The following is a 16593-nucleotide window of genomic DNA, read 5'->3' as shown; positions in this document are numbered from 1 at the left end:
GATATTACCAATTTAACTAATAAACATATAATATAATTTATAAAATTGATTTTAAATTAAGAGCAAAATCAATATTTTTTTACAACGATATTGATAATGATTATCAATATCGATACAATAGTATTAATTAGATTTTTATTTATTCAACAAAGTTAGAGGAGAAAGGAGATGAAGTATGATGCCTCTCACATTTGTAAATGAAGGTGAAAAAATCTCAATAAAACAGATAAACGGAAGAGATGAGACTAAAAGATTTTTAGGCAGCTTAGGATTTGTTGTTGGTGAGGATATAGTAGTTATATCTAAAATCAAGGGAAATCTTATTATAAATGTAAAGGATACAAGAGTAGCTATCGATGGTCAGATGGCTAGTAAAATTTTAGTTTAAAGAGGAGGAATAAAAAATGAAAACCCTTAATCAAATTGCTTGCGGGGAGACCGTAACTGTATTAAAACTTCATGGTGAAGGTTCTATTAAGCGCAGAATTATGGATATGGGATTGACAAAAGGTACACAGGTTATGGTTAGAAAGGTGGCTCCTTTAGGAGATCCTATAGAGCTGAATGTTCGTGGATATGATCTTAGCTTAAGGAAAAGTGATGCGAAAATGGTGGAAGTAGATTAAGAAAATTATGAGAGGAGGAATAATCTTATGTCTATAACAATTGCATTGGCAGGAAATCCCAATAGTGGGAAAACGACTATGTTTAATGATTTGACTGGAAGTAATCAGCACGTAGGTAACTGGCCCGGGGTAACAGTTGAGAAAAAAGATGGAAGGCTAAAGGCTAATAAAGATATTATTATTCAAGATTTACCTGGTATATATTCATTGTCTCCATATTCATTGGAAGAGGTTGTCTCAAGGAATTATTTAATTAAAGAAAAACCAGATGCAATAATTAATATTGTTGATGCTTCAAATCTTGAAAGGAACTTATATCTTACTACTCAGCTTACAGAGATTGGAGTTCCGGTAGTGGTAGCACTTAATATGATCGATATCGTTAAGAAAAATGGTGATATCATAGATATTAAAAAACTTAGCAAAGCTTTAGGATGTGAAGTGGTTGAAACATCTGCCATTAAAGGTATTGGTTCAAAGAACGCTGTGGAAAAAGCTGTGGCTTTCGTACAATCAAATGCTAAATCTGTTCCACAGCATACTTTTTCGGAACCAGTTGAAGATGCGCTAAATAGAATCAGTGATTTAGTTAAAGATAAGATTAACAGCTCAAGTATAAGATGGTATGCTATAAAGTTATTTGAACGAGATAAGGAAATATTAAAAGAAACATCCTTTAGAACCGAATTACAGCAACAGATAGAAGATATAATTGTAGATTGTGAACAGAAATTTGACGATGATAGTGAAAGTATTATCACAAATGAACGGTACACATACATATCATCCATTATTAAACAATGTTTCAAAATAAAGAATAAATCTAGACTTACTACATCAGATAAGATTGATAGAATTGTAACTAACCGAATTTTGGCATTACCGATTTTTGCAATAGTTATGTTTCTTATTTATTATGTTTCTATTTCTACTGTAGGAACAGCTATGACTGACTGGGTAAATGACAGTCTATTTGGTGAAATAGTTCCTGAAGCTATAGGAGGTTTTCTTGAAAGTATGGGAACTGCCGAGTGGCTAAGTTCATTGATTCTTGATGGGATTGTTGCAGGTGTAGGAGCCGTTCTTGGTTTCTTGCCTCAAATGCTTGTATTGTTTTTATGCTTAGCGATTTTAGAAGATTGTGGGTATATGGCTCGTATTGCCTTTGTAATGGATAGGATATTTAGAAAATTTGGTTTGTCTGGTAAGTCATTTATACCAATATTAGTATCTACTGGATGTGGTGTTCCTGGAATTATGGCTTCTCGTACTATTGAAAATGATAATGAACGTAGAATGACAGTCATGACAACAACTTTTATGCCTTGTGGTGCTAAATTACCTATAATTGCATTGATTTCTGGTGCACTATTTCCAGAATCAGTATGGGTAGCCCCATCTGCATATTTTGTGGGTATAGCAGCTATAATTGTTTCAGGTATTATGTTGAAGAAAACCAAATTATTTGCAAGTGAGCCATCACCTTTTATCATAGAATTGCCAGCATACCATCTTCCAAAAGTTAAAGGCGTTTTAAGAACTATGTATGAGCGTGGTTTAGCCTTCGTAAAAAAAGCTGGAACTATTGTATTATTAGCGACAATTTTAATTTGGTTCTTGAGCAGTTTCAATTGGTCAATGCAAATGGTTGATGCAGAAGAATCTATTTTAGCTGGTATAGGTAATGTCATTGCACCCATATTTTCACCTTTAGGATGGGGAGATTGGAAGCCAGCAGTTGCGTCTATTACTGGGCTTATAGCGAAAGAAAATGTAGTAGGAACCTTTGGAATTCTCTATGGATTTGCTGAAGTAGCAGAAGATGGTGCTGAATATTGGCCTCAATTTGCAGCGGCTTTTACTCAACTATCTGCATATTCATTCCTTATATTCAATCTATTGTGTGCACCTTGCTTTGCTGCCATAGGAGCACTTAGAAGGGAAATGATGTCTGGTAAATGGACTATTTTTGCTATAGGATATCAATGTGCTCTTGCATATGTTGTATCTTTAATTGTGTATCAGATTGGAATGCTTATTCAAGGCAATGGATTTGGCATTGGTACTGTATTTGCCCTTATCTTTGCTGCTTTGATGATATTTATGTTATTTAAAAAACCATATTCCCCTGATCAAGTCCAAAAACAATCTAAGGGGAAAGAAGGAATGGCGGTGAGATAATTTATGGGAACATACATTGTTGGCGCTATTGTATTGATAGCTATAGCTTTAGCTGTCCGCAGTATATATAAATCGAAGAAAAATGGCAGTAGCTGTGGATGTGGATGCAGCGGCTGTGATCAATCTGAAGGTGGAAATAGTTGTCATTGATAACGCTTATTAAATAAATCTAAATTCAAATTAGAAAGGAAGGTAGTAAATATGAAAAAAGTATCTATAATATATTGGTCAGGCACAGGTAATACAGAAGAAATGGCTAATTTAATAGCTAAGGGAGCACAGGAAAATGGTTCTGAAGTAAAGTTAATTCCTGTCGGAAATGCAAAAATAGAGGATGTAGTCAATTCAGATATATTATTGCTTGGTTCACCTTCAATGGGAAGTGAGATAATTGAAGAAAATGAAATGGAGCCTTTTGTAGAGTCTATAAAAGATAGTGTAAAGGATAAAACTGTAGGATTATTTGGCTCTTATGATTGGGGTGATGGAGAATGGATGAGGAACTGGGTCGAAAGAATGGGTTCCCATGGAGCAAATATATTCGAAGAAGGTTGTATAGTTAACTTATTCCCAGAGGGAGAAGAAGCCAATAAATGTGTGGACTATGGTAGAAGGATTGCAGAATAGGAAGTAAATAATGGCTGGCAATTTGTTAATGAGTTTCTTAAATAAAATTGAATTATTAGACGAATATGAGTATGCAGAAAATTTTATTGGATGTATGTTATCTCCAGTTATTACGGGCATTAAGCCAGCGTCTACTATTACATTAAAAAATTGTAGAAGAAAGCTTTATAATTACTGGAATGAAAATGGCTGTAATATATTGGGGCGATATAATCTAGAGTCGATTACGCTTCAAGAAACAGAGGAAGGCATTGTTTTGCTAGTTTATGATAGATCTAATCTTTCCGAACATCTAAGATTAGAAAAAAATCATAAGCTATTATGTGAATTTGGTTATAATAATAATTTTCAATTGGAACGATGCTTGAATTGCCTGAGGGAAAGGATAGTCAATGGTAGTTTTCCCCATGAAAGTGGTATATTTTTAGGTATACCATATGAGGATGTAATAGGGTTTATTAATGGAGATAAATGCTTATTTAACGGGTATTGGAAAGTGTATACCAATAACTATGATCATAGAGAAATTTTTTCATTATATGATGAATCAAAGAAGGTTTACATATTAAATATCTTGGAAAATAGAAAAAACAAAGTAAAAAATTTATATGTAAACCATAAACAATTATTATATGAGTGTAATAGTTAAAATAACTTTCCATAAAAAAGAAAAAATCCTAATTAGGATTTTTTCTTTTTTATTAGTTTCAAGTTAGGACATATAAATAGATAGAAAGATTTGCTCAGTATTAAAAGCTACTCTAATAAATATTGACTGCGGCTTTTAATATACAATTTATATTGGTAAATTCTTTTTATCAAATACAATAATTCCTCCAATGTAAAATGTAACAGTAATAATTATAAGCACAAGCATTTGTATCAAAATATTTTCACCATGAATTATATCAAGTGGGTTAAATAATGAAAAAATAGTAAGATATTTCAATATTTCTATATCTCCATTTGCGTTATGAAGCATTTGAATAAGCAAAAACCCAATCGGTAAACCTGCACCCAACATAAGAGATAATTTACTTTCATTAAATAGACAAGAAGCGAAGAAACAAATACCACTGATTGCATAATGAAGTAGCAATACACCAAAATTCACTTTGATAAATGCACTTATGTCCAAAAGTCCTGAAAACTTCATTTCACAGATAAAAATACCCCAAACTGTTACAAAGGCTACTAGAGAAGTAATTGCTGCCAGTAGAAACATACCTTGTGTAAGAGCAACTTTTTTTCTTGAAATAGGAGTGGAAAGAACGCTTGCCATTGAACCTTTATCTACTAGTTTTGCTACAAGACTGTTACCAAGAATAATATAACATACCATGGGAAGAGCCAGCATCAAAAGTCCATAGAAATAAGAGGCGATAAATCCTACAAGGCTTGTGTCTGTTAAAGTGAATCCGAATGCTGCAAGTAACTCCGGTGATAATTTCAATGCGGCGAGCTGATTCAATATATCCAAATCATTGGGATCAAACATTCCTATTATGATGGTCATATACATTGCAAGAACACCTAGAAAGATAAGTATCAACTTATAGTTTGACCTTAGAGTATTTTTTAAAAGCACTGAGTTAAGCATTATTTTCACCTCCATAATATGACATAAATATTTCTTCAAGACTCTGGGATACTACATCAATACCTGTTACGGGATGACGGTCCAATGCTGTCGTTAGTACCTTGATATTATCTTTTATTGCAACCTGAACCTTATCTCCATTTATGGAGATGATCTCCAGAGGTTCGGTGGCGAAATCCTTGGCGGCCTTCTCGTTTCGTAGGGAAATACTATATATTTTCCGCTGTGCCTTTTTGAGATTTGCTACCGTCTCGATTGTAACAAATCTACCCTTTTTAATAATACCAATACGGTCACAAGTACGCTCCACTTCTTCAAAGCTATGGGATGACATCAGAATTGTTTTACCTTTGCTTTTCTCATTGAGTATAAGTTCAATAAATTTATTTTGCATGAGAGGATCAAGTCCAGATGTAGGTTCGTCGAGAATAAGTGTTGACGGGTCATGCATAAAAGCACTGACAATTCCGATTTTCTGTTTCATCCCCTTTGACATTTTCTTGATGCGTCCGCTGGGATCAAGTTCAAAGTATGATATTAATTCATTCATCTTTTCAAAGTTTTTCATACCACGCATATTTGCTATAAATTTTAGATATCCGATTCCGCTCATGTCGTCAAAAAATGCTATTTCACCTGGAAGATATCCTAAGTCCCTTTGAATCTGTTCAGCATCAGTTCTACAACTTAACTGACCGATATGGCATTCTCCTTTGTCAGCATTTAGAAATCCAAGTAGATGACGAATAGTTGTAGTTTTTCCAGCACCGTTTGGTCCCAGATATCCGAAAACCTCACCCTTGTGTATTTCAAAACTCAGATCAAAAATCCCTCTGTTTTTGCCATAATCCTTTGTTAAATTTGAAACCGTGATTACACTCATAGATATTCCTCCTTGTATGATATATTTTTAAGCATCTTTGACCATATTCCGTATTTATCCATTAATTCATCAAGTACAAATGTAGTATTTTGCCTTTGTTTTTCATGAAGATAGCCATCTGTCATCCATATTAGCATTTGTAATATATCTTGTGGATTGATTTCAGGCTTAAATTTGGAATAGTCTATTTTTGAAAAATATTCTGCCAAAAATCCAGAAGTTGGGCTCTGAAATTTCTTGTTAATATCATCTGATACGTCTTCCCTTTGTGAATAAAATGCTCTCATTATAAATTCCATGATATGGGGAGATTTGTGTAAAAGCTTATATTTCTGTAAAGCTGCATATTCACAAAGCTCAAAAAAGTCGGTTATTTCATTAAAATGGAGATTAATAATACTTTCTTTGACAAGTTTTTCTGCGTATGAATATAAGAATAGATATAGAGATTTTTTATTATGGAAGTAGTAAAAAAGTAGTCCTTTAGATATATTTGCACGTGAAGTAATTTCCTCAGTTGAGGCTTTCTTATATTCGTTTTTTCCAAACACTTCAAAGCCAGCATTTATTATTCGCATCTGTTTTTCTTCTGGTAATTCATAAAATTTCTTATTCATAGAGACTCCTTTCTGACTATATTGGTTTAACCGAAATAGTCAATATAATATTATTGTATTACATTGACTATTTTTTTCAAGGCTCTGTTAATTTAAAAGACAGTATTAATAATAGTATATTAAGTAAATAAATATTTTTGATTTTTTAGTATTGATATAAAAAATATTATTTTTTATTTAATTAGTTAATATCATGGAAAGCTATAATATTTTAAATTATAGAAGGATTTAAAAAGCATTAGGTTTATTATGTAGAGAATAATAAAACTAAGAAGGGATATTGAAAAGATGATCCTTGTATTTTACAAGGATCATCTTTTCAATTATAAAAACTTCACTATTTTAATAATATAATATAATAAAAAATACTTAAATTGAAAATATTATCAAAGCACTAAATCCTAAAAATATAAACATTGACAATATCAAAGGTAGATTGAAAATCTTCTCATCAGATAAATCTTTATCTTTTCTAAAAGGGATATTATTTATTTTAAATAATACTTTAATCAATTGAAATAAAAACATAACGCCTAATAGAGCATAGAGAGTTAATAATAGAAAATTTGGATCCTCTGCATATCCAATATTAGGATTAGGAGGATATAAATAGTTTAATGTCAAAGGCAGACCATTATTTATCATATGAATAAGAATGCCTGCAAATATGGAATTAGTAGCGAATACAAGAAAAGAGGCTAAAAACCCTGCTATAAAGGTATGGAAAAATTGGAAAGAATTTAAATGTAACATTCCAAACATAAGACCATTCATTGTAGCAGCTACTAATCTAGATTTGTTTCTATATCCATCTAATATAATTCCCCTCATTAAGATTTCTTCCAAAATAGCAGGAGTTACTGCAGTAAAAAATAGATTGAAAGCAAAGGTTTCATGAGTATCTTGAGATACTATATCTGCTAAAGTGCTTCCAAAAAAGTAAATATATAATTCAACAATTAAAAATATAAGGGGTAATGAGGCCAGCCATATAAGGAATATAATTATTGTACTTTTTAAGTCTAACATATCTGGCTTCAGTATTCTCTCCACTTCAGATCTATTGAAAAATAAATAAATACTAATAGGTATTAAAAACGCTATATATTGATATGAATTTGCTGGTGTAGGTAAGAATTGGCTAAATATAGACCATATAATTGTACAAAGATAAAACAAATTCACTTTATATATAGACTTTTCTTTTTTTAATATTTTAATATCCATAATAAACCACCCTTCATTTATGCATCTATACTATTGTATAATAAAATAAATAAAATAGAAATGCTTTTCATAGGATTTGTAATAGAAATGTAACGACTTATTATTAAGTATATGGTATAGTTTGGGTATAATAATATTAATTAAATAATTATGAAAGTGGTGATATTTATGAAGAAGTCAATAAATATGGCTATAATTCTTATTTTAGTTGTTTTAGTTACAACTCTTTCAGGATGTAAAAAGAAAAGTCCAGCGATAACAGATCCTGTTAAAGAGCCAGCAGGACCTACAGAAGATTTAGGTGCAAATGAAAAAGATAGAGAAAAGATCATGGCAGAATTTAACAATGCTTTAAATGGTAAAGAGTTAGATAAGATAGTCTTTTTTATAGATGAGAATATAGGAAAGCTTTCTCAGATAGAAGGGGACAAGATGGTATCAGAATTAGAGAAAATACTTAATCAGTCCTTAGATGTTACAACCAATAAAATTTCTCAGGCAGATACTAATGGAGAACTAATGACTATTGCAGGCACAGAACTTTTCTACCCAGAGGATAAGATAAAAGACATACAGAATGAAAAGCTTCGTGACGAAATTACAAAAACAATAAATAGTAAATATAAACTTATAAATTTAGAAGGAAGTTATTATCCAATAATAGACTATGAAAAAATAAAACAATACAATAATTATATTTCAGATGAAATGAAGGAATATATCGAGATTAAAGCTATGGACTCAAATGAGCCAGTAGCAATGGATGCTGGACTAAGGATTTCCTATGATGATTTGGCTGATAGAATAATAAAAACAGAGAAATATATTGAGAAATATTCCCAAGGACAGAGATATGAAGAAATGCTAGGAAACTATAAAAACAAACTAGCTCTCTATCTAGGAGGGTTAGATAATACTCCAATAGCTGATTTTGAAACAAAGAAGATTTATGATGATGTATTAGAAAGCTATAATAAAACAGCTAAAATAAAAGATTCAGCTACAGCATTTGTAGTAAATAAATATATTGATGTTATCAAAGAAAACAACAATTTAATAAATAAGGATGTAGAGGATAAGGTTGTATCACTTGTAAATGAAGCATTGTCTTCATTAGAAATAAGTAAATAAAAGAATTGCCCCTATTTAGGGGCAATTCTTTTATTTACTTAATTATATTAGCGTATAAGGGGTATTATATTAAGAAATAGAATATAGGAGTGATAAAATGAGTGAATTAATTAATAATAGAGAACATAGACAAAAGATACTTAAAGAAGTAATTAAAGAGCTACATGAAGGAAAAACGGTAGAAGAAGTAAAGGCAAAATTTGCTGAGGTAATTAAAGGAGTATCTGCAAAAGAAATATCAGAAATGGAGGTACAGCTTGTTAAAGAAGGATTACCTATAGAAGAAATACAAAATCTTTGTGATGTTCATGCAGCTGTATTTAAAGGCTCTATAGAAGAAATTCATCATCCTGAAGAAGTACCAGGACATCCTATTTATACTATGAGACAGGAAAATAAGGCAATAGAGGAACATATAGAAAATGTAATCAAGCCTAATTTGGTTAGATTTAAAGGAAATGACTCGAAGGAAAATATATTTACTTTAATTGCTGATATTAATTTACTCTGGGATATTGATAAACATTATAGTAGAAAGGAAAACCTAATATTCCCATATCTAGAGAAGTATGGAATTACAGCACCACCGAAGGTTATGTGGGGTGTAGATGATGAAATAAGAGCTAAAATAAAGGATATTAAATTATCTTTAACTTCATATAAGGGAAATAAAGATGAGGTTGCTGAAAAAGTGGAGGAGATGCTAATTCAGATAAAAGAAATGATATTTAAGGAAGATAGCATATTATTCCCTATGTGTTTAGATACTTTGACAGAAGATGAATGGATTAGCATATATGATGAATCGGATGAGATAGGATATGCATTAATAGCTCCAGAAGGGAAATGGAATAGAGTAAGAGTAAATGTAGAACAAAAGGCAAAAGAAGAGATAAATAATACAGTAGATAATGGATATATAAAATTTGAAACAGGAATATTAACATCTAAAGAGATTAATTATATATTAAATACTATACCCGGAGATATGACATTTGTAGATAAGGATAATATAGTTAAATATTTTTCCCAAGGAAAAGAGAGAATATTTGCCAGAACTAAGGCGGTGATTGGTAGATCAGTTGAAAACTGTCATCCTCCTGCATCTGTAAATGTGGTAGATAAGTTAGTAGACGATCTTAGGAGAGGAAAGAAAGATAGTGAGAGTTTTTGGATCAAGATGGGAGATAAATATATTCTAATTAGTTATTTTGCTGTGAGAGACGAAAATGGAGAATTTCTGGGAACTCTAGAGTTTTCACAAGATATAGCCCCTATTCAAGCAATAACAGGAGAAAAGAGATTGATGTCAGAATAAAAAAACCACCTAATGGAAAAAGAATACTTTGAGTTGATGAATTATGATGAAAAAGATATTTTTGACAAATTGCGTCAATCATATGTTTTGCAAATTAATTTGTTGGAAAAGTATCCTTAGATTTTAGAGTTTAATAAACTTTTATGGACTACTAATTCCAATGAGGTTAATAAGGAGATTGAAAATAGAACACAACATTTAAGCTGCTATCCAAAATTATTTGATGAAATTGATGAAGCTAAGTTTAGAAAAGTATTCTACACTTCCAACAATGAATAGGGGGTTAGGAGATGTACGGCCTATACGGAAAAAGACGACGTACAATCAGTTGCGGGCAACTACATCATTATAGAATATGGCGATAATATATATGCTGCACTTTGTCATCTTCAAACAGGGACTGTTCAAGTTTCAGTCGGTCAGAGTGTAACAAAAGGGGAAATCATCGGCAAAGTAGGTCATTCAGGTAATTCCTTTGCTCCACATTTACATTTTCAGCTTATGGATAGTAGTGACATAGCTACCGCAAACGGATTACCGTGTGCTTTTGAGGAATATGAATTATTCAACAAAGGAAGATGGGAAAAAATATCGAATGGTATTCCAACAAATAAGGATAGAATAAGATTTCAAAAATCTCATATTGAAACGAAATAAGATTCTTGTTATTAGGAATCGAGGTGGTGAGGTGCAGGGTGAACAATGAATATTGTGTCCCGTATGCGGGAACAAAATAAGTCTAAAAATCCGGGAAGATACGGAGCTAAAGCACTTTCCACTATTTTGCCCGAAGTGCAAACAAGAAACTCTAATCAGCATTAAACAATTCAATATGTCAGTTATCAAATAGCTAGACGCAAAGATGCAGAACTTAAAAGAGAAAAATGAAACAACAGCAAGTAAAATCAAGCAGTAATCTCTCTATTTCTTTATAATAAATGTAGGGTGATTGAAACGAGGTGAACAGACGAATGTACGAGTGGCAGAAACAAATTCAAATAATCGTTGATGAAATTGACAAATGTATTAAAAATTATAATGACGAAGCCTTGACACTATGCTTTCTTTCTCGCAAGCTGGGTTATTCCGAATTTTATACAACGAGAAAATTCAAAGAAATATCGGGTATGCAATTTAGAGATTATCTGCGGCATAGAAAATTAGCCTTTGCACTAAAAGAGGTTCGAGATAGTGAAAAAAGCATTTTGAATATTGCTTTTGATTATGGCTTTTCATCACATGAAGCTTTTACCAGAGCTTTCAAGGGAACATATGGTGTAACTCCAAGTGAATACCGAAAAAGGCCTAAGCCTGTCGTTCTTCGCACAAAAATAAATCCTTTCGATCGCTACTTTTTAGGATTTGGAGAGATTGGTATGATGAAATCTACAGATGATGTTAAAATTTATTTTGTAACCATTCCCGCACACAAATTTTTGCACATTAAAAACTATGAGAGTAATGGATATTGGGATTTTTGGCAAAAGCAAAGTCTTATTCCAGGACAGGACTACGAAACAATTTGCGGCTTACTCGATAGTATCAAGGGCAAATTGGATGACGATGGTGGGAGCGAATCTAACAGCAGCAGCGGTCAGATTATGGCGTACATGAATGACCCGGATGGCAGGCTCTGCGATTGGGGTATTCCACGTACAGAGTGTTATGGTGTACGTCTTCCTTTTGACTATAAAGGAGAAGTACCACCACAAATGCTTATGATTGATGTTCCCGAAGCCGAGTATATTGTTTTTGAACATGGTCCATACGATTATGAGCAGGAAAATCGTAGTGTAGAGGAAAAGGTTGAAAAGGCAATGGCAGCTTTTGATTTTGCAGGCACCGGTTACTGCTTTGATACTTCCCCTGGTAGAATAATTTACTTTTATTTTAATCCCCAGCGGTTTTGGAAGTATATCAGACCAGTGAGGAAGTAAGTACACACTTATCAGAAGATTGCAGCCTTGAAACAGTTGCAGACGGGAAAACAAGGTGGGTAAAGGTTTTATATTGCCACCCTCAAAATAGCATTCTACTGCGTGACAAAACGGGCATATCGCCATTTTGACGATATGCCCGTTTTGCTTTGCACCCTATATGACAGCTACCCTATTTCAGTTTGTTGTGATACTGCCTTATTAGTAGCTACTAAATGGTGGTTTTTTATTCTACCGTTTCTGCAACTTCTACTTGGCCATCTTCTATTAATTTTGCTGCAACCCATTCTGCAACTTTTCCAGTTATTTCAATACAATGTTTTTTTCTTTCAGGACTCATGAAATTATCTCCAGCCCATTGTCTAGTAATAACTCTACAGCAAGTTGCACCATATTCATCCTTTATAAAATCATGTAATGATGCTGCCATAGGAAACATTTTTTCTTTCATTGGTTCACCATGAACTCTACCATAAGCCATACCAAGAGCCATTTGACCACCACTTACTGCTCCACATAGACAGCCTGATTTTCCCATACCAATTGGGAATCCTGAAGCCATTTTTACGATATTGTTATCATATGGATTTCCTAGTAAATTGTTGATAGTTTGAGCTACTGCTTCTGAACAGAAAAACTCTCCTCTTGCAAAATATCCTTCTGCTTCTTCTTTAACTTTTGCTAATAATTCTTCCTTAGTCATATAGAAAGCCTCCTTAAATTTATTTATATAATATTATCAATACAGTAGATTATTTAGCTGTTTCAGTTCTGGCAAATAAAAAGCTTATATATCTAATTAATACATAGATGACAATTGCCAAAGCCACTAATTCTTCAAAATTTACAACATACTTTAATATAGCTATTGGTTTCTCAATTTTAACTAAAAATCCATTAGTTAATTTAATAGAAATTGCACTAATAACTAACGGGAAGGTAAAAGCTGAGTAAGACGGATAAAATTTTAGTTTCAATAACTTTGGTAATTGTAATAATACACATAAATATGAGAGTTGAGATAAAGCAACTAATAACCAAACAATAAACATGTTTTTTTCTTGGAAGGAATTCATATATCCTGCTAGGCAAAGAGCAACAGGTGCAGCAAAAATTATTAGAGTTGGTAATGCAGGTTCAGGTATTTCTTTAACTTTAAAAACCCTTTTAAGAACTATTGGCAATAATGCAAAATAAGATATGAAACCAAACCAGAATAGAATTTGTCCAATATTTGCTTTATCAAATGCAGGAGCAGTTACAGATCCAACTACTATGCCAACATAAACGATAAACCAAGATGGGAAAACTTTTTTAATTCCAAAATTAAATAAATACTTTTTAGTAAAATAAATAATTAGAACGCCATGTAATACTAACCCTATAATCCATATGCCAAATGCTAATGATGGAGCAAATGGTTTAAGATATGTTGCTAAAAGCATAATTCCCATAGAAAGTGTAGGGAAAACACTTGCAACTACTGGATTGTCTAAAGCTTCAGAAACACCTTTTGGGAACATAATAATTTTAACTAATACTAAAACTAAAATAATTGCTGATAATACACCAAAGATATTTCTGTATATTTCTCCATATGATAAGACTAAGTTTCCCATGGCTGCCAAAGCTAACATTAAGCCAACAATTGGAACTGGTAATTTTTTAATAATTTCTTTCATTTGCATCTCTCCTTTTCTTTTAAATTTAAACACTATTCTCCTTGGATAGACTATCACACCAATATGAACAAATCCAATAGAAAATATCTATAATAAAAACATCACTATAGATAAAATCTTGTTTTTATTATAGATATTTGTAAAGATTTCTTATATAATTAAGGGATATATAAATTTTCATGTCATATATTCCAAAATAATGAAAATTTGAAATATTCATATGATTTCTTGAAATTAGTGTTGTTTAGTGATATTATGATAATATAATAAAGAAAGGAGGGTAGTAAGGGATAAAATAAATAAAATATGAGAGGGGGATTTCTATGTCTGATAAGACTAAGAAAAAATATTCTGGTGCAGATTATACACGGTTTATGCTTCCATCTTTAATTGGTATTATGCTATTTATGATTCCTTTAAAATTTCAAGGGGAATATACGATTCCAGTTGCAATATTATCTAAATCTGTCGCATCAATATTAGAACCTGCACTGCCAACTATAATTACTTTGCTCATTACTTTTACTGGTATAATGACCATAATTTATAAAGTAGCAAAACCAAGCTTTATTGAGAAATCCAAGAATCTAAAGGGATTATTTAACGTAAATATATTCTGGTTCATAGTTAGAATCGTTGGTATGATATTCGTTATTTTGGCATACTTTGAAATAGGACCTGAATGGATATGGAATGAGAATACAGGAGGTTTGTTGTTACATGGGCTTTTGACAACTTTACTTACTATATTTTTCTTTGCTGCATTTTTACTTCCTTTATTATTGGATTTTGGACTACTTGAATTTGTTGGAGCAATGCTTACACCAGTTATGAGACCAATATTCAAGCTCCCGGGAAGATCTTCAATTGACTGTATTACTTCTTGGTTAGGTGATGGAACTATAGGTGTTCTACTCACAAATAATCAGTACGAAGAAGGATATTATACTACCAGAGAAGCATCTGTTATAGCTACAACATTCTCAGCAGTATCTATTACTTTTGCCTTAGTAGTATTAGCAGAAGTTGGTTTAGAACAACACTTTGTTCCTTATTATCTAGCAGTTACTTTTGCAGGAGTAGTTGCAGCTATTATAGTTCCTCGCATACCTCCACTATCATGGAAGAAAGATGATTATCTAACAGATACTAGTAGAGATAATATGGAAAACCTGCCTGTAGGATACACTCCATTTACATGGGGACTTGATCAAGCTATTGAGAAGGCTAAAAACAGTACAGATGTTAGTGGTTTTATTAAAGGTGGACTTCATAATGTCCTTGAAATGTGGGTAGGGGTTATGCCAGTAATCATGGCATTTGGAACTATAGCAACAATTTTAGCAGAGTTTACATCTGTATTTACTTGGTTAGGTATGCCATTTATCCCTATATTGAAACTATTAAACATACCTTTTGCAGTAGAAGCAAGTCAAACTATGATTATAGGTTTTGCAGATATGTTCTTACCATCTGTAATTGGTGCTAGTATAGAATCTGAGCTAACTAGATTCGTGATTGCAGGAACTTCTGTTACTCAACTTATATATTTATCAGAAGTAGGTGCTGTTATCTTAGGTTCCAAGATTCCTGTAAATGTTGGAGAGCTATTTATTATATTTATTGAGAGAACATTAGTGACATTACCAATTATTGCAATAGTAGGACATTTATTATTTTAAGAGGCTAAATAGCCTCTTTTTTTTACATAAATAGACATTGTATCTAAATTGTAACTTAATTTCGTCATATTTTTAATTGTAATTAGTAGACATATGTAGTATTATTTAATGTATAATTTAATTACTAGAGGTGTAACGATGAAAAAGAAGTTTGTGCTATCATTTATATTATCATTTATATGTTTTGCTTTAGTATTCACCTTTTTGGGTGAAAAAATATTTCTAAGGAAGAATTCAACAGTAGCCGTAGATGATGGTGATGGTGAAGAGCCAGGTAGTGAGAATGCAGTGGAGCCAAAAGTCGACAATGAAATCTTATTTTTAATGATGGGTGTAGATGCTGAGGACGTGAAAAAGTCTAAGGGTACAAGAACAGATACTATGATGCTTTTTAAAGTTAATTTTGACACAGGAGATATAAATTTACTATCTATACCTAGAGATACGAGAGTGCTAATAAAAGGAAAAGAAGATAAAATCAATCATGCTCATGCCTTTGGAGGACCAGAACTTACTATGAGGACTCTAAGAGATTTTCTAAATATAGATATAGATTATTATGTAAAAGTTGATTACAGAGCAGTAATGGAAATAGTAGATGCAATCGGTGGAGTAGAAATAGATGTGCCTCAAAGAATGAAATATGATGATACGACACCTGGAATTCCGCCACTTCATATAGACTTAAAAAAAGGAGTACAAACCCTATATGGAAAAGAAGCACATGATTTTTTAAGATATAGGTCTGGTTACAAAGAAGGCGATATAGGAAGGATAAAAGCACAGCAAATGTTTATGAAGGAGCTAATTAAGCAAGCTCTAAAACCTAAAAACATAATAAAAATACCAAAATTTATTGAAACATATTTTGATTATGTAGAGACTAATATCCCACTTAAGGTTATTACAAAAGGCGCATTATCCGCTAAAAAGATCAATATGGAAAATATGACAACAAATACAATTCCTGGAGACGGTAAAAGGATTGCAGGAGTTGACTATTGGATATATAATAGAGAAGAGACAAGAACCATTGTCCAAGAAATGTTTGGAGACTATTTATTAAGTCAATAGATAGAGGT

General features: G+C 32.0%; 19 protein-coding genes and 1 pseudogene. 14 read left to right on the top strand and 6 right to left on the bottom strand.

What is annotated here, in order from left to right; translation table 11 throughout:
• The first annotated feature begins 175 nt into the window (after nt 1-175).
• Genes KQI38_RS12810 through KQI38_RS12785 form a run of 6 tightly spaced genes read left to right on the top strand, consistent with a single transcriptional unit; the run spans nt 176 to nt 4083 of the window.
• Nucleotides 176-388 carry a FeoA family protein gene (locus KQI38_RS12810; protein ID WP_216560000.1) on the top strand — a complete coding sequence of 71 codons (213 nt, stop codon included), beginning with the start codon at nt 176-178 and terminating at the stop codon, nt 386-388.
• A 16-nt stretch (nt 389-404) separates the two neighbouring features.
• A complete protein-coding gene (locus tag KQI38_RS12805) occupies nt 405-626 on the top strand; it encodes a FeoA family protein (protein ID WP_216559998.1) in 222 nt (73 codons plus the stop codon).
• Between the two features lie 27 nt (nt 627-653).
• Nucleotides 654-2807, top strand: a complete 2154-nt coding sequence (gene feoB / locus KQI38_RS12800) for a ferrous iron transport protein B (protein ID WP_216559996.1) — start codon at nt 654-656, stop codon at nt 2805-2807.
• Nucleotides 2808-2810: 3 nt separating this feature from the next.
• Nucleotides 2811-2957: a FeoB-associated Cys-rich membrane protein gene (locus tag KQI38_RS12795; RefSeq protein ID WP_216559994.1), complete on the top strand. Its 147-nt coding sequence runs from the start codon at nt 2811-2813 to the stop codon at nt 2955-2957.
• A 51-nt stretch (nt 2958-3008) separates the two neighbouring features.
• Nucleotides 3009-3434: a flavodoxin gene (locus KQI38_RS12790; protein WP_216559992.1), complete on the top strand. Its 426-nt coding sequence runs from the start codon at nt 3009-3011 to the stop codon at nt 3432-3434.
• A gap of 10 nt (nt 3435-3444) precedes the next feature.
• A complete protein-coding gene (locus tag KQI38_RS12785; protein ID WP_216559990.1) occupies nt 3445-4083 on the top strand; it encodes a DUF3793 family protein in 639 nt (212 codons plus the stop codon).
• Between the two features lie 147 nt (nt 4084-4230).
• Here the strand turns inward: KQI38_RS12785 and KQI38_RS12780 are convergent, their stop codons facing one another.
• The 4 genes from KQI38_RS12780 to KQI38_RS12765 form a co-directional block, all read right to left on the bottom strand.
• Nucleotides 4231-5034 carry a hypothetical protein gene (locus KQI38_RS12780; protein WP_216559988.1) on the bottom strand — a complete coding sequence of 268 codons (804 nt, stop codon included), beginning with the start codon at nt 5032-5034 and terminating at the stop codon, nt 4231-4233.
• Nucleotides 5027-5917 carry an ABC transporter ATP-binding protein gene (locus KQI38_RS12775; RefSeq protein ID WP_216559986.1) on the bottom strand — a complete coding sequence of 297 codons (891 nt, stop codon included), beginning with the start codon at nt 5915-5917 and terminating at the stop codon, nt 5027-5029. Before KQI38_RS12775 ends, KQI38_RS12780 begins: the two co-directional genes overlap by 8 nt.
• On the bottom strand, nt 5914-6534 hold the full coding sequence (locus KQI38_RS12770) for a TetR/AcrR family transcriptional regulator (RefSeq protein ID WP_216559984.1): 621 nt from the start codon (nt 6532-6534) through the stop codon (nt 5914-5916). Before KQI38_RS12770 ends, KQI38_RS12775 begins: the two co-directional genes overlap by 4 nt.
• A 369-nt stretch (nt 6535-6903) precedes the next feature.
• Nucleotides 6904-7761, bottom strand: coding sequence for a CPBP family intramembrane glutamic endopeptidase (locus KQI38_RS12765; RefSeq protein ID WP_216559983.1), 858 nt, complete (start codon nt 7759-7761; stop codon nt 6904-6906).
• Nucleotides 7762-7929: 168 nt separating this feature from the next.
• Between KQI38_RS12765 and KQI38_RS12760 the strand changes: the two genes are divergently transcribed.
• The 6 genes and pseudogenes from KQI38_RS12760 (at nt 7930) to KQI38_RS12740 (ending at nt 12147) form a co-directional block, all read left to right on the top strand.
• Nucleotides 7930-8892, top strand: coding sequence for a hypothetical protein (locus KQI38_RS12760; protein ID WP_216559981.1), 963 nt, complete (start codon nt 7930-7932; stop codon nt 8890-8892).
• A gap of 97 nt (nt 8893-8989) precedes the next feature.
• On the top strand, nt 8990-10210 hold the full coding sequence (locus KQI38_RS12755) for a DUF438 domain-containing protein (protein WP_216559980.1): 1221 nt from the start codon (nt 8990-8992) through the stop codon (nt 10208-10210).
• A gap of 333 nt (nt 10211-10543) precedes the next feature.
• Nucleotides 10544-10705, top strand: a pseudogene (locus KQI38_RS22820) (M23 family metallopeptidase); the annotation flags it as partial.
• 6 nt (nt 10706-10711) lie between these two features.
• Complete coding sequence (locus KQI38_RS21975) at nt 10712-10867, top strand: hypothetical protein (RefSeq protein WP_246565816.1); 156 nt, start codon at nt 10712-10714, stop codon at nt 10865-10867.
• A gap of 52 nt (nt 10868-10919) precedes the next feature.
• Nucleotides 10920-11060, top strand: a complete 141-nt coding sequence (locus KQI38_RS12745) for a cysteine-rich KTR domain-containing protein (RefSeq protein WP_216559978.1) — start codon at nt 10920-10922, stop codon at nt 11058-11060.
• 121 nt (nt 11061-11181) lie between these two features.
• Nucleotides 11182-12147: a helix-turn-helix transcriptional regulator gene (locus tag KQI38_RS12740; protein ID WP_216559976.1), complete on the top strand. Its 966-nt coding sequence runs from the start codon at nt 11182-11184 to the stop codon at nt 12145-12147.
• Between the two features lie 226 nt (nt 12148-12373).
• Here KQI38_RS12740 and KQI38_RS12735 read toward each other — a convergent pair whose 3' ends face one another.
• Both KQI38_RS12735 and KQI38_RS12730 read right to left on the bottom strand, forming a co-directional pair.
• Nucleotides 12374-12850, bottom strand: coding sequence for a C-GCAxxG-C-C family protein (locus KQI38_RS12735; protein WP_216559974.1), 477 nt, complete (start codon nt 12848-12850; stop codon nt 12374-12376).
• Between the two features lie 49 nt (nt 12851-12899).
• Complete coding sequence (locus tag KQI38_RS12730) at nt 12900-13829, bottom strand: TDT family transporter (protein WP_216559972.1); 930 nt, start codon at nt 13827-13829, stop codon at nt 12900-12902.
• Nucleotides 13830-14152: 323 nt separating this feature from the next.
• On the opposite strand from KQI38_RS12730, the gene KQI38_RS12725 reads away from it, so the two are divergent.
• Nucleotides 14153-15511, top strand: coding sequence for a YjiH family protein (locus KQI38_RS12725; RefSeq protein WP_216559971.1), 1359 nt, complete (start codon nt 14153-14155; stop codon nt 15509-15511).
• A gap of 138 nt (nt 15512-15649) precedes the next feature.
• Nucleotides 15650-16585, top strand: a complete 936-nt coding sequence (locus KQI38_RS12720; RefSeq protein WP_216559970.1) for an LCP family protein — start codon at nt 15650-15652, stop codon at nt 16583-16585.
• Nucleotides 16586-16593: the final 8 nt, after the last annotated feature.

The organism is Tissierella carlieri (genome assembly GCF_018917285.1).
Classification (GTDB): Bacteria; Bacillota; Clostridia; order Tissierellales; family Tissierellaceae; genus Tissierella; species Tissierella carlieri.
Note: the sequence above shows the minus strand (reverse complement) of the source record. Positions and strands in the feature narration are given on the sequence as shown.